This is a genomic window from Bacillus sp. FSL M8-0266 (assembly GCF_038613425.1).
GTDB classification, from domain to species: Bacteria; Bacillota; Bacilli; order Bacillales; family Bacillaceae; genus Bacillus; species Bacillus pumilus.
The window spans coordinates 3,160,344-3,179,696 of the sequence record NZ_CP152015.1 but is presented as its reverse complement, the minus strand read 5'-3'; the positions used below and the strand labels follow the sequence as shown (position 1 = coordinate 3,179,696).

Below are 19,353 nucleotides of genomic sequence, written 5' to 3'. Positions count from 1 at the left end.
TCTTTAACAATGGAGGCACTCGATCCTGCTGTGGGCATGACCAATGCCTTAGATGCTCGTCATCAATAGTGGGATGTGAGGACGGGTTAGATGCCCATTTTACGTAAGAATAGTGATGCTTTAAAAAGGGGGAGGAGCGTTGACTTACGCCCAAAGATTATCAATCATCGTGGCACTAGATTCATATCTCATCTTAGTGGCTGTCTTTTTTGGTTTTCAATTTGTCCAAGAAGCGGCGTTAACTGTTTATACATTTGAAATGCTCGTCATTTCTTCGCTCAGTCTACTCATTGGGCACCATTTGTTTTCGTATATTTTTCACGTGTACAAGCAAGTATGGGCTTATACAGGGGTAAGAGAGCTATTTTCTTTAATGAAGACCTTTGTATGTTCTTTTTTATTTTCAATGGCAATGCTGTACCTCTTCGTGCAGACATGGCCCTTCCGTTTTTTATTCATCGTATGGCTTTTTCACGTATTATTCATCGGCTCATCTCGAATGGCGTCCCGGCTATTTCATGATGGGGCAAAGCGGCTGCAGGTAGAAAAGGAGCGGGCATTAATCATTGGCGCCGGATCAGCTGGGACGATCATCGTTCGTCAGCTTCAGCAATCGAGTGATGTACATATTGAACCAGTCGCCTTCATAGATGATAACAAGACGAAGCATAAGCTTGAAATCATGGGACTGCCTGTTCTAGGGGGAAAAGAACAGATTCAAACAGCTGTTGTGATGATGGATATTCAAAAGATCATCATCGCCATTCCGTCCAAAAGCAGCCATACCTTAAAAGGGCTTTATAAAGAATGCGTAGCGACTGGGGTTAAAACGCAGATCATGCCGGAGATGGAGCAGATTTTAAAAGGAACCCATGCGCTGAATCAATTACGAGATGTACAGCCAGAGGATTTATTAGGTAGAGAACCGATTCAATTAGATTCAAGCCGTCTATCTGTCCATTTAAAGGGGAAAACCATCATGGTCACAGGGGCAGGCGGATCGATTGGATCAGAAATCTGTCGTCAAATTTGTGTGTTTGCTCCTCAAGCGATAGTGCTTGTGGGACATGGAGAATTTAGCATTCATTCTATTTTACTAGAGCTGAAAGAAATGTATGGGGATACCATCAGTCTCTATCCGCAAATTGCGGATATCCAAGATAAACAGAAAATGAGTGAAATCGTTGGTCAGTTTCAGCCGGATATGATTTATCATGCTGCGGCACATAAGCACGTCCCGCTCATGGAGATCAGTCCAAAAGAAGCAGTGAAAAACAATATTATCGGGACAAAAAATGTCGCAGAAGCTGCACATGAGCATGGCATTGAAACATTCGTCCTCATTTCCTCTGACAAAGCGGTCAATCCTGCCAATGTGATGGGCGCCACAAAGCGATTTGCTGAAATGCTGATCATGCAAATGGGGGCAAGCAGTGACACAAAATTTGTCGCGGTTCGGTTTGGAAATGTACTCGGAAGCAGGGGAAGCGTCATTCCAATTTTTAAGAAACAGATTGAACAAGGCGGGCCGGTCACGGTCACACACCCAGCCATGACAAGATATTTTATGACCATTCCAGAGGCATCGAGACTTGTTATTCAGGCGGGTGCCTTGGCGGAAGGAAGACAGATTTTCGTATTAGATATGGGGGAGCCAGTGAAAATTGTTGACCTCGCAGAAAACCTCATTCACCTCTCAGGTTACACCACAGACCAGATTCCGATTACGTTCACAGGCATTCGTCCTGGGGAGAAAATGTATGAGGAACTACTCAACCAACATGAAAAAGCACAGGAACAAATTTTCCCGAAAATTCATATCGGCCATGCGCTGGACGGGGACCCATATGTGCTGAACCGCTTTATCCATGAATTTGACATGATGAGTGAAGAGCAAATGAGAGAAGCATTGTTTGTTGCCATCGAATCGGATGATTTGTTGTCTGAACAGATGAAAAGAGAGGGGGAAGCGCTTGCTGATGAAGAAAAAAGTCTTGTTTTGCGCAACGGTTGATTATCATTTTAAGGCATTTCACCTTCCGTATTTCCGGTGGTTTCAGGAACAAGGATGGGAAGTGCATACAGCGGCAAATGGTCAGCTGGAGCTTCCCTATGTGGATCAAGCGCACTCGATTCCGATTCAGCGATCTCCTTTTCATGTGCACAACCGGTTTGCGTATGTGGAGCTGAAGAAGCTGTTAGCGAAAGAGCACTACGACTTCATCCATTGCCACACACCAATGGGAAGTGTGATTGGCAGACTTGCAGCCAAAAGCGCGCGCAAAAAAGGGACGAAGGTTCTTTACACAGCACATGGCTTTCACTTTTGGCAAGGAGCGCCGCTTCAAAACTGGCTGCTCTATTATCCGATTGAGCGGTGGCTCGCCCGCCATACAGACGCTCTGATCACCATTAATGGAGAGGATTTTAAAAGAGCAGATCGTCTATCAAAAGAGCGGACATCTGTTTATTATGTTCCTGGTATGGGTGTGGATATGAAACGATTTGCACCAGTTAATGAAAAAGAGAAGCAGCGTCTTCGTACAGTCCATGGCTTTTCGTCAGAAGATTTTATTGTGCTGTGCGCTGGCGAATTAAATGCGAATAAAAACCAAGGAATGCTCATCAAAGCATGTGCCCAGCTATATAGGAAAATACCAAATGTGAAGATCGTGTTTGCCGGGGAAGGGGCAAGGAGGCCGATGTATGAAAAGCTGGTTCACGAACTCCATCTTGAAAAGCATGTCCACTTTGCTGGTTTTTACAAACAAATTGAGGAATGGATGCATTTGAGTGATGTATGTGTGTCGACTAGTTTAAGAGAAGGGCTCGGCATGAATCTGCTTGAAGCGATGTCTGCGGAAAAGCCGGTCATTGCAACAGAGAATAGAGGGCACTGTGAGCTGATCAGACATGGCGTGAATGGTTTTTTAGTCAAACCGCATGATGTGAATGATTTGGCTGAATATTTGCACCAGCTTTATCACAAAAGAGATCAGCTGCCCCTCATGGGAAAAGCGGGGCGCTCCTTAGCCCATGCATTTGCACAGGAGCAGACGGTGAGTGCTATGGAAGAAATTTATACAACTTACATGGATCAAGCAGAGAAGGTGATGTGAGCATGCATAAGCCAAAGGTGTCTATCATCATGGGCGTCTACAATTGCCAAGACACAGTAGAAGAAAGTATTGAATCCATTCTTCATCAAACATATGACAACTGGGAGCTCATCATATGTGATGACGCATCAACAGACGGCACCTATGAAAAAGTGCTGTCCTATATAAAACGAGAACCTGAAAGAATTCGCCTTATCCGCAATGAGCATAATCAAAGACTCGCTGCCAGTCTGAATCGCTGTCTAGCTGAAGCGAGGGGAGACTTGATTGCAAGGCAGGATGGCGACGATATATCAGTACCTGATCGTTTAGAAAAACAGGTGCATTTCCTTGAATCACATCCTGAATATGATGTGGTCGGGACGGCGATGACCGTGTTTGATGAATCGGGTACAAAAGGTGTACGTACACTGATTTCAGAGCCTGATCGAAAAGTGCTGGCAAGAGGGACGCCTTTTTGTCATGGAACCATTATGATGAGGGCGGCTGCGTACAAGGCTTTAAATGGATATCGCTCTGTGAAAACAACGAGACGGATGGAAGATATTGATCTGTGGATCCGTTTTTTTGCTGCGGGGAGAAAAGGCTTTAATTTACAAGAGCCGTTATACCTTGTGAGAGAGGATGAAGCGGCTTTTCAGCGTCGTAAGTTTCAATATTCGATAGATAATGCTTGGCTCGTTTTAAAAGCATGCTGGTTATTAAAATTGCCGCCGGTTCATTATTTGTTTGCGCTAAAGCCGGTGGTCCGTGCCTGTTTATCACCGAAGATCATGAAATTTTATCACCAGCGGAAGCTGGAGGCGTCTTTGTTGAAAAGGAGGCCGATTCGGGATGAGTGAGCCAAAGCGTGTACTTCATATTGTGGGCGGGATGAACCGCGGCGGAGCTGAAACGATGATCATGAACATCTATCGTGCACTCGATAGAAATGTCCTCCAATTTGACTTCATTACCCACCGGAAGGAGGTCTGTGATTATGATGAGGAAATTCAGAGGCTCGGAGGACGTATCTTTTATGTCCCGAGTATTGGGGCTTCCTCTCCTTTGGCATTTGTTAGAACTTTGACAAAGACGATCAAACGAACAGGACCGTATCAAGCAGTGCATGCTCATACAGATTTTCAAACAGGCTTCTCTGCCCTTGCTGCGAAATTGGCGGGTGTGAAGGTGCGGATTTGTCATTCGCATAATACAGCTTGGAAACAGTCGCCAAATTGGGTAGACCATATGATGCTCAAAGGGTTTCGCCGGCTGATTTTTGCATTTTCTACAAAGCTTGTTGCATGCGGTGAGGATGCCGGCTCCTTTTTATTTGGGCAGAAAAAAATGAAGAATGGACAGGTTGAGGTGCTGCCGAATGGGATTGATTTATCCCTTTTCTTTCAGCCTGATCCAGAAGAAAAGGTGAAGATCAAAAAGCAGCTGGGTCTTCAGGAAAAGAGTATGGTGATAGGTCATATTGGCCGTTTTCATGAACAAAAAAATCACGTTTTTTTTATGGAACTGGCACAGACCTTAAAGAAGCAGGGGGTCTCATTTCAGCTCGTCCTTGTAGGGGATGGACCGCTGAGGCAGGTGGTTGAATCATATGCGGAGAAGGCCGGTTTGTTAGACAACATTGTCTTTACAGGCGTCGTATCGGACGTTCCAGAATATATGAAAGCATTTGATGTTTTTGTCATGCCTTCCTTGTTTGAAGGCCTTCCGCTTGTTTTAGTGGAAGCACAGGCATCTGGATTGCCTTGTGTGATTTCAGATCATATTACAGAGGAAGTAGATTTAGGCTGCGGTCTTGTGAAAAGAATGTCGCTGCGGGATTCCGCGCATGAATGGATGAAGGCGGTGCTTGAAGCGTATCATGCAGAGCCTCCTCTTCAAGAGACCATTACGTACCAGCTTGAACAAAGAGGATTTGATGTCAAACAGAACATCACACGTGTGATGAATGGATATGGACTGTAAGGAAGGAATGGCAGATGGCGGTATATTTGGTGAACATGATCATGGTCTATTTATGGTCGAGCTTTGCCGCATTTTACGGCAGGCGTGATGATACCATTCAAAGCGGATGGCGGCCTAACAAGATTCTCGTGTTATTTCCGTTTTTGTTTCTTTGTATTGTCGCTGGTATTCGGTACAAAGTAGGAACCGATTTTGTCACATATGGACAGATGTATGAGTTCTCCATCAATTATGAAAAGCCTTGGCACATATTCGGATTTGGTGTGGACAAGGCGGCCACTGACCCAGGATTTACATTTATTTTATGGATGCTCAATCAACTGTCCCATGATCCGCAAATCATGTATATCTCGGTTGGGGCGATCACTTATTTTTTTATCATCAAGACGCTCATTCAATATGGCCGTCCCTTTGAGCTGAGTATGCTGCTTTTTCTCGGCACCTTTCATTATTACGCTTCGTTTAATGGCATGCGTCAGTATATGGTGGCGGCGGTTCTTTTTTACGCCATCCGTCTTGTGATCAATGGTCAGTGGAAATTGTATTTTCCGCTTGTCCTCGTATGTTCATTGTTTCATTCATCGGCTCTTATCATGATTCCTGTGTATTTTATCGTGAGAACAAAATCGTGGTCATGGATGATGCTGGTCTTATGCATGATTTTCTTAGGGTTAACCGCTCTTTATGACCGATTTGTTTCCGTGTTTGTCGTGATGCTGCAAGGCAGTTCGTATGGGCATTACGAGGAATGGCTCACAACGAATACAAATGGAATGAATGTGACAAAAATCGGTGTATTGATTTTGCCGCTTTTGCTTGCTTTTCTTTATCGAAAACGGCTTCGTGAGCTGACGCCTGAGAGTGATTACGTTGTGAATTTTTGTTTGCTCGGTTTCTTGTTTGGGATCCTTGCCACAAAGGATGTCATTTATGCAAGATTTCACATTTATTTTGGCTTGTATCAGCTTATTTTACTGCCGTATTTCACACGCATTTTTGATCAGCGGTCTAATGTCTTTATCTATGTAGGGATTGCTGTTTGTTATATTCTGTACAGCATCATGCTGATGCCGTTCGATTCATCTGTGTTACCGTACAGGACGATATTTACAAAGTAGATTTTGAGAAAGGTGGGGCATGTTGTAATGCCAGCTATCAGTCTATTGGTCGCAGTCTACAATACGAGTCAGTATGTGGAGCAATGCCTTCAATCAATTGCAGATCAAAGTTTTTCAAATATAGAGGTCATTCTCGTAAATGATGGATCTACAGATCATAGCGGAGAATATCTTGAAGCATTTGCTTCGCAAGATCAGCGGTTTCGGGTCATTCATCAAACCAATCAAGGGTTAGGCGCTGTGAGGAACCGGGGCATCGAAGAAGCAAAGGGCACGTATATTGCCTTTGTTGATTCAGATGATATTCTAGCGCCTCATTACTGCGAAGCCTTGTATGAAAAAGCTGAAATGACCGGCGCAGATCTAGTTGTCAGTGAGTACTGGATTCAATTTGAACAGTCAAAGCGAACCATACCAACGACGTTGTTAGCCGAGCGGTCGGCCGAAAAAACGAGTTTAATTGAAGCGTTATTGCATGGAGACATTACGGGGTTCTCATGGAATAAGCTGTATCGACGTGCCTTTATCGAAGAACATCACATTCGATTTCCGCTGCGGGGGGAACTTGAGAACATAGAAGATCAATATGTGACGCTGCGCTGTTTTTCTTTATCACGCGGCATTGCCTTTGTTCATGAACCTCTTTATTACTACCGGGTTCATCTGTCTTCTATTGTGCAGCGATATCAGAAGCAGTATTTTCATCATGGACTAACCTTTTATCATGCGCAGCGCTTGTTTTTGACAGAATATGATGACATCTCTCTGTATGAAAAGGCACTTGATTTTTTTATTGTCAATCATACCCTTCATTGTATGCTCAACGAATGGAAGAGCCAAAATGCACTCTCTCTTCGGGAAAAGCTTGATCACATGCGGGAAATGGTGACACACGAGGCTTTTCAGCATGCTGTCAAACAAGTGGAACCATCGAAGCTCACCGCTCGAAAGCGAATGATTTTATTCCTTGCGAAGTGCCGGCTGGTTTATCCGCTGTCTGCCGCCGCTTCTAGCTATCAAAAATGGATCGAATATCAAACAAGGAAATAGGGGTGATGAGATTGACATTGCAGCAATTGAAGGCGCACGCCGCAGAGTGGCTGCTCTTAAAGGTTAAATATCCGCTTGAATATCGACTGAGCCGCCAAAGCCTGCCAGAGCGGAGTCATCAGAAGAAAATCATTCTCACGCTGCTGCCAGGACATGATAATTTAGGGGATCATGCGATTGCCTATGCGAGTTATTGTTTTTTAAAAGAGTACTTTCCCGCCTACGACATCATGGAAGTGGACATGAAGGAGATCTATCGCCTCGCCCGTCCGTTAAAGCGTATGCGGCACCCAGAAGATATCGTCTGTATCATCGGTGGGGGCAATATGGGGGACTTATACCGTTATGAAGAATGGACGAGACAATTTATCATGAAAACCTTCAAGTCCTATCCGGTGATTCAATTGCCGGCCACTGCCCATTTTACAGAAACAAAGAGAGGAAAAAGAGAGGAACGCCGCGCCATTCAAACATACAAACATCATCCAAGGCTGCTTCTCATGGCAAGAGATCAAACAACCTACACTTGGATGAAGCAGCACTTCCCTGATCAAGATGTGTGGAAACAGCCTGATATGGTGCTGACATTAGATGAATCAAACAAGGAACAAAAACGTGAAGGGGTTTTACTTTGTTTGCGAGAGGATAAGGAAGCGTATCTCACTGAAAAGGAGCGGCGGCAGCTAAAGCAGCATATTCAAGAGACATTTGATCAAGTCGGTTTGATCACAACGACAATTGGCAAACGAGTGGATCGAACGACTCGCTTAGATGAATTATCTGCTTTATGGAAAGAGTTAAGTAAGGCACAGGTCGTCGTGACAGACCGGCTTCACGGCATGATTTTTTGTGCGATTACGCAAACACCGTGTGTTGTCCTCAGGTCGTTTGATCATAAGGTGATGGAAGGGTATGAATGGGTGGCTCATCTTCCGTTTTTGACGCTATTAAAAGAACCGAATGAGGCGTCTGTGAAAGAGGCGATTCATCAGCTGATGAAAACGAGCAGACAAAAGGGAGAGGAAGCTGGATGAAGGCTTTTACACGCTGCGTGAAATCAAAATGAATCGAGCGTTTCTTTACAATGCCAGTGCAAACATCATGACGTTTGTCTTGATGATGCTTATGTCTGTTTGTTTAACACCGTATATCGTTCATACACTTGGAGTCGAAGCATTCGGCTTAATCCATCTGACGCAAAATATGATCAACTATTTATCGGTTATTACGGCGTCATTAAGTGCTGTGGTGGTGCGCTTTTTTTCTGTGGCGGCTCATAAAGGAGAAATGGAGAAGGCGCAGCGCTATCTCTCATCTTATTTCGTCAGTTCCATTTTTTTATCGATTAGCCTTTTTTTGTTTTGTCTGTTCATGTCCAGCCAGCTGGTAGAGTGGCTTCATGTGCCTGATGATCTCGCCAAGGACACACAGACCGCCTTTATATTAGGGGGTCTTTTATTTATGCTCAATTTTGTCATGTCCGGCATTGGGGCTGCGCCGTTTTATGCGAATAAGTTATATGTATCAAGTATTGGTCAGGCCATTCAAATGTTTTTGAGGGCACTGATGATTGTGCTGCTGTTTACATGGATGGCACCCGCCATCTGGCATATTCCACTTGCGGCTGTGATAGGAAGCTTGGGGGCTATGGGAATTGGTATCTATTATTTAAAAAAACTCATCCCTTGGTTTTCGTTTAAGTGGCGGCACGTTTCACTATCTTCTAGTCTCACACTTGTTCGATCAGGGGTCTGGCATTCTTTTGAGCAAATGGGGATTTTGCTATTTTTACAGATTGATTTATTGATGACGAATCTGCTCATTGGAGCGGAAGCGACGGGACAGTATGCGGCGATATTACAATTTCCATTATTATTACGCACACTCGCAGGGACATTGGCGGTTGTATTTGCCCCAACGATTACGAAATTTTACTCGAATCAAGATGAAGAAGGTCTCATTCAATATGCAGCCAGTGCCATTAAGTGGAGCGGATTATTTGTCGCGTTTCCGGCCGCTCTGCTAGGAGGACTTGCCGGTCCGCTCATGCTTTTATGGCTTGGACCTGCCTTTGAAGAGCTGAAATGGCTTCTTATGATTCATGCTGCTTATTTATGCTTAACCTTGATGTTTTTACCGCTGACATATGTGCCGACCGCTTTTAATCGATTGAAGGTTCCAGCGGTGGTCACGCTCATATTAGGTGTATCCAATGTACTTTTTGCCTATGGATTGACTCATACGCTTCACCTTGGTTTATACGGCATTGCATCAGCGGGAGCGATTGTTTTATTGATCAAAAATATTGTGTTTCTGCCATTTTATACGGCCCGCATCACGAATCAGAAACGCACCATCTTTTACAAACATACGATGGTTCCACTTACAGGAGCGCTCATGATTTGGGGCGTCTGTGCAGGAATTCAAGCGATTTATGACGTGACGTCCTGGTGGGAGCTGTTTTGTATTGGCGGTCTATGTTTCTTTCTTTATATGGGCTACTTGTATCAATTTGCAGGAACAAAACGAGAGCGGCAGCAGCTGGTGCATAAGGTAAAACAAGCTGTTTCCCGCTAGTGAGAAAAGGAGATTTCATGATGAAAAGAATGTTAGATGTGATGGTGGCATTGACGCTGCTCATCGCAGGCAGTCTTCTTTTTCTTCTGCTTTATGGACTGATTCGGTGGAAAATTGGGAGGCCTGTGTTGTTTCGGCAGAAGCGGCCTGGTCTGTATGGCCAGCCATTTATGCTATATAAATTTCGGACGATGACCGATGAGCGTGACGAGCACGGGGTGCTCCTGCCAGATCATCTTCGATTAACAAAAACCGGCGCCTTGATTCGCAAGCTCAGTCTTGATGAATTGCCGCAGCTAGTCAATGTCCTAAAAGGAGAGCTCAGTCTCGTTGGACCAAGGCCGCTTCTGATGGAATATCTACCGATGTATACAGAGGAGCAAGCAAGGCGCCATCTTGTCAAGCCTGGCATTACTGGATGGGCACAGGTGAATGGAAGGAACACGATCTCCTGGGAGGAGAAATTCACCTATGACCTCTGGTACGTCGAGCATCAATCATTTTGGCTTGATATGAAAATTTTATGGATGACCTTGCTGAAAGTGATCAAAACAGAGGGGGTGCAGCAGCCGCATCATGCCACAGCTGAAAAATTCAAAGGAACCGATATGTAAAGAGCAACCGATTGGTTTAATTGGGGCTGGCGGGCATAGCAAAGTCATTCAAGAAATGATTGCTGCCCATCCCGATTACTCATTATGTGCCGTATTAGATGATCAATTTGAAGAGACTACGACTCAAAGCAGTATCTTGTATGGACCGATCTCCGTGAGTCAACAGCTGAGAGAGACAATGCCACATATGAAATGGCTGATTGCGATCGGACAAAATGAGAGCAGACAGTTAGTAAAGGAACGCCTCTCCTTTAAAAACACGGCATTTTCCACACTCATCCATCCACAGGCGGTCGTAAGTCCATCAGCGGTCATTGGAAGAGGAGCTGTCGTAATGGCAAGGGCAGTAGTTCAAGCAGATGCAGTAATCGGTGAACATGCGATTATCAACACAGGATCTATCGTAGAGCATGACTGTATACTCGAATCATTTGTCCATCTGTCACCGGGAGCAGTGTTAACTGGCTGTGTGTCTGTACGAATGGGAACCCATATTGGGGCAGGTGCTGTTGTGATACCCGGGACATCAATCGGAAGCTGGACAATCATTGGCGCAGGAGCCGCAGTAACAAGAGATATACACGATCAGAAAGTCGCTGTAGGCATTCCTGCAATAGAAATCAAAGATCGGAGAGAGGGTGGGAAATGATGCAAGAAAGAAAACGGATTTACTTATCACCACCGCATATGAGCGGAAAAGAGTATTTGAAAATAGAGGAAGCTTTCAAGAGTAATTGGATTGCACCGCTTGGACCTCTTGTGAATGAATTTGAGCAGGCAGTCGCGCGCTATGCAGGAGTGAATGCAGGAGCGGCTTTATCTTCTGGAACAGCAGCAATTCACCTCGCATTAAAGCTTATTGGCGTTGAAAAAGGGGACATTGTCTTTTGTTCCACCCTCACATTTGTGGCAACTGCAAATCCGATTTTATATGAACAAGCCACGCCCGTTTTTATTGATTCTGAAAGGGATACATGGAATATGTGCCCGCTTGCTTTAGAGAAAGCCTTTGTGGAATCAAAACGACTTGGAAAAAGACCCCGTGCAGTCATTGTCGTGCATTTATATGGACAAAGCGCAAAAATGGACGAGATCCTGGCGTTGTGTGAAGCATATGATGTGCCAGTCATTGAGGATGCGGCTGAATCGTTAGGTGCTCTATATAAAGGAAAAAAAAGCGGCTCAATGGGCAGGTTCGGCATTTATTCGTTTAATGGCAATAAAATCATTACAACATCAGGCGGCGGAATGCTTGTGAGTAATGATGAAGCTGCGATCGAACGCTGCCGCTTTCTCGCTTCACAGGCAAGAGAGCGCGCGATGCATTATGAGCATCAAGAAATAGGATACAACTATCGCATGAGCAACCTGCTAGCAGGCGTCGGGATTGCTCAGATGGAAATATTGGACGAGCGTGTTGAACAAAAGCGCCGCATTTTCAAGCGGTATCAGGATGCGTTATCTAAAGTAGAGGGTCTTTATTTCATGTCTGAATATCAAGACACCAAGTCCAACCGCTGGCTGACGACATTGACCATTGATCGCGATAAAAGAACCTCTCCAGTGGACATCATTGCTGCACTAGAAGAAGAACAGATTGAAGCAAGGCGTGTATGGAAGCCGCTGCACCAACAGCCGCTCTTTCGTGATTGTCCCTTTTATTCAGCGGCGAAAGGCACTCCCGTATCTGAATTGTTATTTGAAACAGGGCTTTGTCTCCCCTCTGGAACAAGTATGACAGACGCTGAACAGGATCGTATCATTGACACACTTCGTCATGCCCTGCGAGAAAAAACCTTCACCTCTTCACAGGCTGCTCACTCGTAAGCAGCCTGCCTCTCTTTTTATCAAATTCATCAATTTGTGGAATAAATAGGTTTATTTATTGTCAATTCGTTTTAAATATGATATTGACAACGGGGTCCTTCCTCCTTAAAATGAAAATGATTATCAGCATCAATTAGGAGGAACATCTTATGTTTATTAGGAGTCAATTTTTTCCGAAAATTAAAATAAATACAGTCATCCCTTTCCTGCTTATCTTTTTATTAGTAGGCTGTTCTCAAGCAAACAATGGGGCAGATGGAAACAAGGATCATCCTGACATGATCACGATGGCTTGGCCGAGAGATATTGGCGAAATGAATCCGCACGTATACAACCCATCACAATTGTTCGCGCAATCAATGATTTATGAGCCATTGGTCAGCTATCAAAAGAATGGAAAGCTAAAACCTGAATTAGCGAAATCATGGGATGTGTCAAAGGATGGCAAGGTGTACACGTTCCATCTAAGAGACAAAGTGACATTTTCAGATGGATCTGAGTTTAATGCAAACATTGTGAAAAAGAACTTTGATTCCATCTTAAAAAACAAGGATATACATAGCTGGTTAGGTGTGATAAAAAAGATCAAAAAGACAGAAGCAGTAGACAAGAAAACGTTTAAACTCACATTAACAGAGCCATATTATCCAACTGTTCAAGAATTAGCCGTTGTCCGCCCGGTTCGTTTCTTAGGCGAAGCAGGCTTCCCTAAAAACGGTGATACGTCAAAAGGAATTGAAAAACCAGTGGGGACAGGCCCTTGGGTATTAAAAACATATCAAAAAGATGACTATGCCATTTTCGAACGAAATGATCATTATTGGGGAGAAAAACCAAAGGTCAAAGAAATCAAAGTCAAGGTCATCCCAGATGCGGAAACGAGAGTCATGGCATTTGAAAAAGGTGATGTAGACATCCTTTACGGAGAAGGAACCATTAGCCTGGATGCCTACAAACAGTTAGAGGCGAGCGGTAAGTATGAAACAAAAATGTCAGAGCCTGTAGCAACGAGACAGCTTGTCATGAACACAAAAGTCGATCAGCTGTCAGATGAGAAAGTGCGACATGCCCTTCAATATGCGATCAATAAGAAATCAATGGTAGAAGGTGTCACCTCTGGCTTAGAGGATGAAGCAGATCACATATTGCCGACCAACATGCCTTACACATCTGATATTAAGGTGAAGTCGTTCCAATATGATGTAGACAAAGCGAAAGCATTGCTGGATGAAGCAGGCTGGACACTACCAAAAGGAAAAACCGTTCGTGAAAAAGATGGAAAAACGCTTGAATTTAGTATGATGTATGATTCAGCAGAATCGATTCAAAAAGCGATGGCTGAGACGCTTCAAGCAGAATGGGGTGCCATTGGCGTTGGTGTCAAACTTGAAGGTGTGGAACTGGCAACACAGGTGCAGCGCTTTAAAGCTAATAAGTTTGATATGAACTTCTTTAGCAACTACGGAGCGCCATATGATCCGCATACATTTATGAACGTCGTCTCATCAGATGGTTTTGGATTCAAAGAAGCCATCTCAGCCTATCCAAATAAGGACAAGCTGATCAAAGAAATGAGCGAAATTCCATCAACAACCAATGAAAACAAACGAAAAGCACTTTATTCGTCTGTCTTATCTTCATTACAGGATCAAGGGGCAATTGTGCCAATCTCTTATTTTAAAAAGACAGCCGTTTATCAAAAAAATGTGAAGGACTTTGAGTTCCCAGCAAATCGCGACGAACATCCATTCACAGGTATTAAGCTGAAGTAATAGAAGGAAGGTTAGGAAATGGGCCGCTATATCGTCAAACGCATGCTATCAATCATCCCTGTATTTTTATTAGCCACTCTTTTCACGACTGGTATGATTCACCTTTCGCCAGTTGACCCGGCTGAGGCATATTTAGCAGCGGCTCATATCCAGCCAACGGATGAAATATTAGCGCAAAAACGAAGTGAATTTGGTTTAGACCAACCGTTTTATATGCAGTATCTTCACACCATTGAAAAAGTCATTCATCTTGATTTTGGCAAGTCATATATGTCCAACCAGCCTGTGCTCAATGAGGTGATCTATAGAATACCAGCGACGATTCAATTGGCGCTGACTAGTCTACTGATTGCAATTTGTGTCAGCATTCCACTCGGCTTTTTCAGCGGCATGAGGAAAAATGGCATCGTTGATCATGTGAGCCGGCTCATTTCTTTCTTAGGAGCATCTATCCCTACGTTTGTCTTGGGGTATTTGCTCATCTTCTTTTTTTCAGTGAAGCTCGATCTTCTACCGGTAGAAGGGGTGGGAACATGGGAGCATCTCATCCTGCCGTCGGTCACACTGGCCGTCCCTTTAATTGCGATGTATACAAGGCTATTACGATCAAGTGTGAGTGAGGCGCTTCAAGAGCCGTTTGTTCAATATGCGAGAATCAGAGGATTAAAGGAACGGTCGATCATGTTCAAGCATGTATTGAGAATCGCGATATCGCCAATGCTGACAGGGCTTGGGGTGAATCTTGGCAAGCTGCTGACAGGAACCATTATCGTAGAGGCAGTTTTTTCATGGCCAGGGTTTGGGCGTTTCTTTATTGAAGCGATCTTTAACCGGGATCTGCCGGTCATTCAATTCTATGTCCTCATGGCAGCATGTATCTTTATCTTGAGCAGCTTGATTGTGGACTTACTTCAGCTGATCATTGACCCCCGTATTTCCAGAAAGGAAGGCCGCCAGACATGATGACAAAAGGAAAAAATCTCTTCTCTCATCAAAAGCTGATCTCGATCTGCGTGGTGCTCCTTGGTCTATTGCTGATTGTGACAATATGTGCGCCGTGGATCGCTCCACATGATCCGGCGGCTGTCAATCTAGCGATGAAGCTAAAGGGGTCTTCGTGGGAGTATCCTCTTGGGACAGATCAATTAGGCCGATGCAATTTATCTCGAATTTTATATGGTGCACGTGTTTCACTAGGCTGTGCGTTATTAATCTTTCTCTCTTCTTTATTGATTGGGTTAATCGTTGGTTTGTTGTCAGGTTACAAAGGTGGCTGGATCGATCACGTCTTAATGAGAATCTGCGACGGGATCATGGCATTCCCGAACCTAGTGCTGATCCTCGGATTAGTCGGCATCTTCGGTCCTGGACTTTCTCAAGTAGTGCTTGCCTTGATGCTTGTGCAGTGGGTATACTATGCTCGCGTCTTCCGAGGGATGGTGCTAAGTTTAAAAGAACAGAACTTTATTGCTGCTGCGAAAATTAGCGGAACATCCCACTGGAACATCATGAGAAAGCATATGATTCCAAATGTCCTGCCGCCACTCGCGGTCATTGGCACACTCGAAATGGGCTGGGCAATTATGGACATTTCAGCGATGTCCTTTCTCGGATTAGGCGTTCAGCCTCCTATGCCTGAATGGGGAGCGATGATCCATGAAGGGAAATCGTATATTCAAACGAATCCTCAGTTGATGCTGTATCCAGGTCTTGTCATCATGGCTGTCGTCGTCCTCTTTAATTTACTAGGAGAAGCCCTTTCAGAGAAATATGGTATCAAACGCCGTGTGTAAAGGAATGATCAATGTGCAAGAGTCCATTTTACAAATAGAGAACCTGCATGTGCAGACGAAAACGCCTCATGGGACAACCTCTCTTATTCAGGACGTATCGTTTGAAGTAGGGCGAGGTCAAATCGTTGGATTAATAGGTGAGAGCGGCTGCGGGAAAACGGTGACAAGTATGTCGATCTTACATATGCTTGACCGGAAAACAACGGATGTTACTGGTAGCATCACATTACAAGGACGAGAATTGATCGGTATGAGTGAAAGGGCTATGCGCTCTATTCGGGGCAAAGACATCTCATATATTATGCAAAATCCAATGAACAGCTTTACGCCAGTATGGACGATCGGTCATCAGCTGATTGAAACCATCCGCCGGCATACCACTGTCAGTAAAAGGCAGGCAAAAGCGAAGGCAATGGATGCGTTAGCGCAGATGAATCTGCCGCAGCCAGATAAGCTGTTAAACAAGTATCCTTTTGAACTAAGCGGCGGCATGCTGCAGCGTGTCATGATTGCCATGGCTGCCTGTATGCACCCGCCTCTCCTCATAGCAGATGAACCAACAACTGCTTTAGATGTACACACACAGAAGCTGGTGCTTGAGCATCTGAACCAAATTCGTCATGAGTATGGAACCGCCATTTTGCTCATTACTCACGACCTTGGCGTCATTGCAGAAATGGCAGATCAGGTTGTTGTCATGAGACAGGGAGAAATGGTTGAAAAAGCAGAAGTGCTTGAGCTTTTTGAAAACCCCAAGCATGATTATACAAAGAAACTATTAGCAGCTCGTCCATCCATCCCAGCTGTTTGCCCGATTTGAGGTGAGAAGGCCCTTGCATTTATTAGAAGTGAAAGCAGTTAGTCATTCATACAACAGCCGGTCGTTTCTGATGAGAAAAAAAGGCGCAGACCAAGTCTTAAACGGCGTCAATTTAATCATTGAAGAAGGCACGTGCGTCGGATTGCTGGGGCAAAGCGGCGCAGGGAAAAGCACGCTAGGCCGTATCATACTTGGTCTAGAGAAGCCAAAAGCCGGTCAGGTTCTTTTTGAAGGGCAGGATATTTATTGTGCAGATCAAAGAACACGCAAACATTATCGCCGGCATGTGCAAGCGGTGTTTCAAGATTCGTACTCGGCGGTGAATCCAAGGTGGGCAGTCGAACAAATTTTATCCGAACCGCTTGAAAACTATGAAACCATGAGCCGAAAAGAACGCAAAATCGTGCTGATCCATTGGCTGGAAAGAGTCGGGCTCAGCGAAAAGGACTTGTCTAAATATCCGCATCAATTCAGCGGTGGCCAGCTGCAAAGGATCAACATTGCAAGAGCCTTATTGCTGCAGCCAAAGCTCGTCGTACTGGATGAATCCGTCAGCAGCTTAGACATGGTCACACAGGGTGTCATTTTAGATTTATTAGTAGAATTAAAGAAGGAACTAGGTGTCGCTTACTTATTTATTACACATGATATGACGGCAGCCTATCACTTAAGTGATCAATTGGCGATATTAGATCAAGGTGAACTTGTTGCTCAATTTCGATCAAAGGATGATTTCTTTTCATCTGAAGAGATAGCGGTGCAAAAGATGAGAGATGCAATGCTCGCAGACCATCCTTTGTCCCGAACAATTGGCAGACCGGTTCGATAAATCTTCATTACATCAATGCCTCTTTTAGAAGAGGCTCAGCGTGTAGACAAACCCTCGCATTCGTTGTCAGGTCTGCGCGCTGGTGCTCACGAATGTTCAATTCGCTCCGCGCCAGTGCTCGCCCTTCCTAGACTTCAAAGGTTTTCTATCACGCTGAAAAGAAGACAAAGTGCTAAAATAAAAATCATTTTAGCACTTTGTCAACAATCTAAGCCTCTTTTAGAAGAGGCTATTTTTCATGAAAGGCAGGTGGCATCGTGAACCATCGAGCGTATTTAGCTTTAGCCATTCCTTTAACCATCTCAACGATGACCACTCCATTACTTGGAGCTGTTGATACAGCAGTTGTCGGTCAGCTTGCCAACCCCGCGTATATTGGAGGCGTCGCGGTTGGCAGTCTCATTTTCAGTACACTCTATTGGCTCTTTGGTTTTTTGCGGGTGAGTACATCTGCTTTTGCCGCTCAGGCAAACGGGGCGCAGAGTGAAGAGCAGGGCGTACTTGCTTTTCTAAGACCCTTTTTAATCGCCATCATTGTCGGCCTTTGTTTTATTGCCCTACAATGGCCCATTATTCAATCTGCTTTTCTCGTGATCTCTCCGGCTGCGGATGTACGGCAATTTGCAGCAGATTATTTTCATATTCGGATTTGGGGTGCGCCGTTTACCTTAATGAATTATGTGATATTAGGCTGGCTGATGGGAATGGCAAAAATGAAAGAAGCCCTCTCTTTACAAATCTTGATCAATGTCATGAATATGGTCCTTGCCCTCCTGCTTGTTCATGTGTTTTCGTTTGCAGTCAAAGGGGTGGCGGCCGCGACATTGATATCTGAATTAACCGCCTTTGTATTAGGCGCATGGATCATCATGAAACATTCAAAAAACGGGTTCCAGATGCCGGCTATTAAGAAAATCATGGATACACAGGCAGTTCAGAAAATGTTTCATGTGAATAAAGACTTGTTTATTCGGACGATTTGTCTGCTTGTCGTGATTAACATGTTTACAGCAAAAGGTGCTTCTTTTGGAACAGAGATGCTGGCGGCCAATGCCATCTTATTTCAAATTCACTACATCATGGCTTATTTGTTCGATGGTTTTGCCAATGCATCCAGCATCCTTGTGGGGAGATCAGTTGGGGCAAATGATCGCACCCTTTATGAGAGAACTTTAACCCTTTCGAGGCAGTGGGCACTTGTCATGGCATGCCTAATTGCGTCGGTTTATTTTCTCTTAAAAGAGCCGATCTTGGGCTTGTTTACAAATCTTCCCCGTCTTTTAGATGTGACATTAGGCTATGCAGACTGGCTCGTTCTCTATCCGTTTGCCGCTTGTTTCGGTTTGGTCATATACGGTGTATTTACAGGTGCGACAGAAATTGCCCCTGTCAGAAATTCAATGCTGTTTGCGATGATCTTGTTTATCGTTGTTCAAGCAGCGGTTACGCCTATTTGGCATAATCACGGATTATGGTTTGCCTTTATCATCTATACTACCGGACGGTCTGGCTTTTTGATGATGTACAAATCAAGGCTGGATCAGAAGCTTTTCGCAAATGAAAAACACCCTTTGCCATCATGACAAAGGGTGTTCATGTTCATTCGCTTTCTTTTTTCACCTTTTGATACGCCTCATCAAGGTGCTGAATTCGCTTCAAAACCACAGCATTTTTGGTCAGCTGATCTTGTACAAGCGTTGACACCACTGAGCGGTAATAGGCATTCATGGCATGAATCTTGTCTTCATTTTGATTCATGGCGATGTGTTGTTTCAAGTTGTCAACAAAGTATGGAACGGAAAAAAGTTCAGACATGGGAATCACTCCTATTTCGTATATACGGTCCGTCAATCTTCATGTAAAATGATG

General features: G+C 44.4%; 18 protein-coding genes. 17 read left to right on the top strand and 1 reads right to left on the bottom strand.

Annotation, left to right across the window (positions count from 1 at the left end):
• The first annotated feature begins 139 nt into the window (after positions 1–139).
• From MKY83_RS16470 to MKY83_RS16390, 17 genes are all read left to right on the top strand, one after another.
• The gene (locus tag MKY83_RS16470) at positions 140–2,014 is read left to right on the top strand and encodes a nucleoside-diphosphate sugar epimerase/dehydratase (RefSeq protein WP_106067303.1); all 1,875 of its coding nucleotides are present in this window, start codon (positions 140–142) and stop codon (positions 2,012–2,014) included.
• Positions 1,980–3,119, top strand: a complete 1,140-nt coding sequence (locus MKY83_RS16465) for a glycosyltransferase family 4 protein (protein WP_065098088.1) — start codon at positions 1,980–1,982, stop codon at positions 3,117–3,119. The genes MKY83_RS16470 and MKY83_RS16465 overlap by 35 nt, the downstream gene beginning before the upstream one ends.
• A gap of 2 nt (positions 3,120–3,121) precedes the next feature.
• Entirely contained in the window at positions 3,122–3,961 is an 840-nt protein-coding gene (locus MKY83_RS16460) for a glycosyltransferase (protein ID WP_268453903.1), read from the top strand.
• Complete coding sequence (locus MKY83_RS16455) at positions 3,954–5,084, top strand: glycosyltransferase family 1 protein (RefSeq protein WP_065097987.1); 1,131 nt, start codon at positions 3,954–3,956, stop codon at positions 5,082–5,084. The genes MKY83_RS16460 and MKY83_RS16455 overlap by 8 nt, the downstream gene beginning before the upstream one ends.
• Positions 5,085–5,098: 14 nt before the next feature.
• Complete coding sequence (locus MKY83_RS16450) at positions 5,099–6,202, top strand: EpsG family protein (protein ID WP_113768101.1); 1,104 nt, start codon at positions 5,099–5,101, stop codon at positions 6,200–6,202.
• A 27-nt stretch (positions 6,203–6,229) separates the two neighbouring features.
• Positions 6,230–7,252: a glycosyltransferase gene (locus tag MKY83_RS16445; protein ID WP_065097989.1), complete on the top strand. Its 1,023-nt coding sequence runs from the start codon at positions 6,230–6,232 to the stop codon at positions 7,250–7,252.
• Positions 7,253–7,257: 5 nt separating this feature from the next.
• Positions 7,258–8,286, top strand: a complete 1,029-nt coding sequence (locus tag MKY83_RS16440; RefSeq protein ID WP_065097990.1) for a polysaccharide pyruvyl transferase family protein — start codon at positions 7,258–7,260, stop codon at positions 8,284–8,286.
• Between the two features lie 28 nt (positions 8,287–8,314).
• Positions 8,315–9,829 (top strand): MATE family efflux transporter, encoded by a 1,515-nt coding sequence (locus MKY83_RS16435; protein WP_342487491.1) that lies wholly within the window; start codon positions 8,315–8,317, stop codon positions 9,827–9,829.
• Between the two features lie 20 nt (positions 9,830–9,849).
• Positions 9,850–10,443 carry a sugar transferase gene (locus MKY83_RS16430; RefSeq protein WP_278176653.1) on the top strand — a complete coding sequence of 198 codons (594 nt, stop codon included), beginning with the start codon at positions 9,850–9,852 and terminating at the stop codon, positions 10,441–10,443.
• Positions 10,406–11,092, top strand: a complete 687-nt coding sequence (locus tag MKY83_RS16425) for an acetyltransferase (RefSeq protein WP_268506837.1) — start codon at positions 10,406–10,408, stop codon at positions 11,090–11,092. The genes MKY83_RS16430 and MKY83_RS16425 overlap by 38 nt, the downstream gene beginning before the upstream one ends.
• Positions 11,092–12,270 (top strand): aminotransferase class I/II-fold pyridoxal phosphate-dependent enzyme, encoded by a 1,179-nt coding sequence (locus MKY83_RS16420; RefSeq protein WP_065098089.1) that lies wholly within the window; start codon positions 11,092–11,094, stop codon positions 12,268–12,270. The genes MKY83_RS16425 and MKY83_RS16420 overlap by 1 nt, the downstream gene beginning before the upstream one ends.
• Positions 12,271–12,419: 149 nt before the next feature.
• Positions 12,420–14,042, top strand: a complete 1,623-nt coding sequence (nikA, locus tag MKY83_RS16415) for a nickel ABC transporter substrate-binding protein (RefSeq protein ID WP_065097994.1) — start codon at positions 12,420–12,422, stop codon at positions 14,040–14,042.
• Between the two features lie 18 nt (positions 14,043–14,060).
• The gene (nikB, locus tag MKY83_RS16410) at positions 14,061–15,005 is read left to right on the top strand and encodes a nickel ABC transporter permease subunit NikB (RefSeq protein ID WP_044138987.1); all 945 of its coding nucleotides are present in this window, start codon (positions 14,061–14,063) and stop codon (positions 15,003–15,005) included.
• Positions 15,002–15,835 carry a nickel ABC transporter permease subunit NikC gene (gene nikC / locus MKY83_RS16405; RefSeq protein WP_044138986.1) on the top strand — a complete coding sequence of 278 codons (834 nt, stop codon included), beginning with the start codon at positions 15,002–15,004 and terminating at the stop codon, positions 15,833–15,835. The genes nikB and nikC overlap by 4 nt, the downstream gene beginning before the upstream one ends.
• Positions 15,836–15,839: 4 nt before the next feature.
• Complete coding sequence (locus MKY83_RS16400) at positions 15,840–16,655, top strand: ABC transporter ATP-binding protein (RefSeq protein ID WP_181462029.1); 816 nt, start codon at positions 15,840–15,842, stop codon at positions 16,653–16,655.
• A gap of 13 nt (positions 16,656–16,668) precedes the next feature.
• Complete coding sequence (locus tag MKY83_RS16395; RefSeq protein ID WP_342487490.1) at positions 16,669–17,484, top strand: ATP-binding cassette domain-containing protein; 816 nt, start codon at positions 16,669–16,671, stop codon at positions 17,482–17,484.
• 257 nt (positions 17,485–17,741) lie between these two features.
• Positions 17,742–19,067 (top strand): MATE family efflux transporter, encoded by a 1,326-nt coding sequence (locus MKY83_RS16390; RefSeq protein ID WP_342487489.1) that lies wholly within the window; start codon positions 17,742–17,744, stop codon positions 19,065–19,067.
• 16 nt (positions 19,068–19,083) lie between these two features.
• Here the strand turns inward: MKY83_RS16390 and yvfG are convergent, their stop codons facing one another.
• Positions 19,084–19,299 carry a protein YvfG gene (gene yvfG, locus MKY83_RS16385; RefSeq protein ID WP_003213121.1) on the bottom strand — a complete coding sequence of 72 codons (216 nt, stop codon included), beginning with the start codon at positions 19,297–19,299 and terminating at the stop codon, positions 19,084–19,086.
• Positions 19,300–19,353 lie beyond the last annotated feature (54 nt).

Bases quoted from the DNA above. Each gene is read 5' to 3' on its own strand.
- MKY83_RS16465 (WP_065098088.1), top strand. From the start codon at position 1,980: ATGAAGAAAAAAGTCTTGTTTTGCGCAACGGTTGATTATCATTTTAAG.
- MKY83_RS16460 (WP_268453903.1), top strand. From the start codon at position 3,122: ATGCATAAGCCAAAGGTGTCTATCATCATGGGCGTCTACAATTGCCAA.
- MKY83_RS16455 (WP_065097987.1), top strand. From the start codon at position 3,954: ATGAGTGAGCCAAAGCGTGTACTTCATATTGTGGGCGGGATGAACCGC.
- MKY83_RS16450 (WP_113768101.1), top strand. From the start codon at position 5,099: ATGGCGGTATATTTGGTGAACATGATCATGGTCTATTTATGGTCGAGC.
- MKY83_RS16445 (WP_065097989.1), top strand. From the start codon at position 6,230: ATGCCAGCTATCAGTCTATTGGTCGCAGTCTACAATACGAGTCAGTAT.
- MKY83_RS16440 (WP_065097990.1), top strand. From the start codon at position 7,258: ATGAGATTGACATTGCAGCAATTGAAGGCGCACGCCGCAGAGTGGCTG.
- MKY83_RS16435 (WP_342487491.1), top strand. From the start codon at position 8,315: ATGAATCGAGCGTTTCTTTACAATGCCAGTGCAAACATCATGACGTTT.
- MKY83_RS16430 (WP_278176653.1), top strand. From the start codon at position 9,850: ATGAAAAGAATGTTAGATGTGATGGTGGCATTGACGCTGCTCATCGCA.
- MKY83_RS16425 (WP_268506837.1), top strand. From the start codon at position 10,406: ATGCCACAGCTGAAAAATTCAAAGGAACCGATATGTAAAGAGCAACCG.
- MKY83_RS16420 (WP_065098089.1), top strand. From the start codon at position 11,092: ATGCAAGAAAGAAAACGGATTTACTTATCACCACCGCATATGAGCGGA.
- nikA (WP_065097994.1), top strand. From the start codon at position 12,420: ATGTTTATTAGGAGTCAATTTTTTCCGAAAATTAAAATAAATACAGTC.
- nikB (WP_044138987.1), top strand. From the start codon at position 14,061: ATGGGCCGCTATATCGTCAAACGCATGCTATCAATCATCCCTGTATTT.
- nikC (WP_044138986.1), top strand. From the start codon at position 15,002: ATGATGACAAAAGGAAAAAATCTCTTCTCTCATCAAAAGCTGATCTCG.
- MKY83_RS16400 (WP_181462029.1), top strand. From the start codon at position 15,840: ATGATCAATGTGCAAGAGTCCATTTTACAAATAGAGAACCTGCATGTG.
- yvfG (WP_003213121.1), bottom strand. From the start codon at position 19,299: ATGTCTGAACTTTTTTCCGTTCCATACTTTGTTGACAACTTGAAACAA.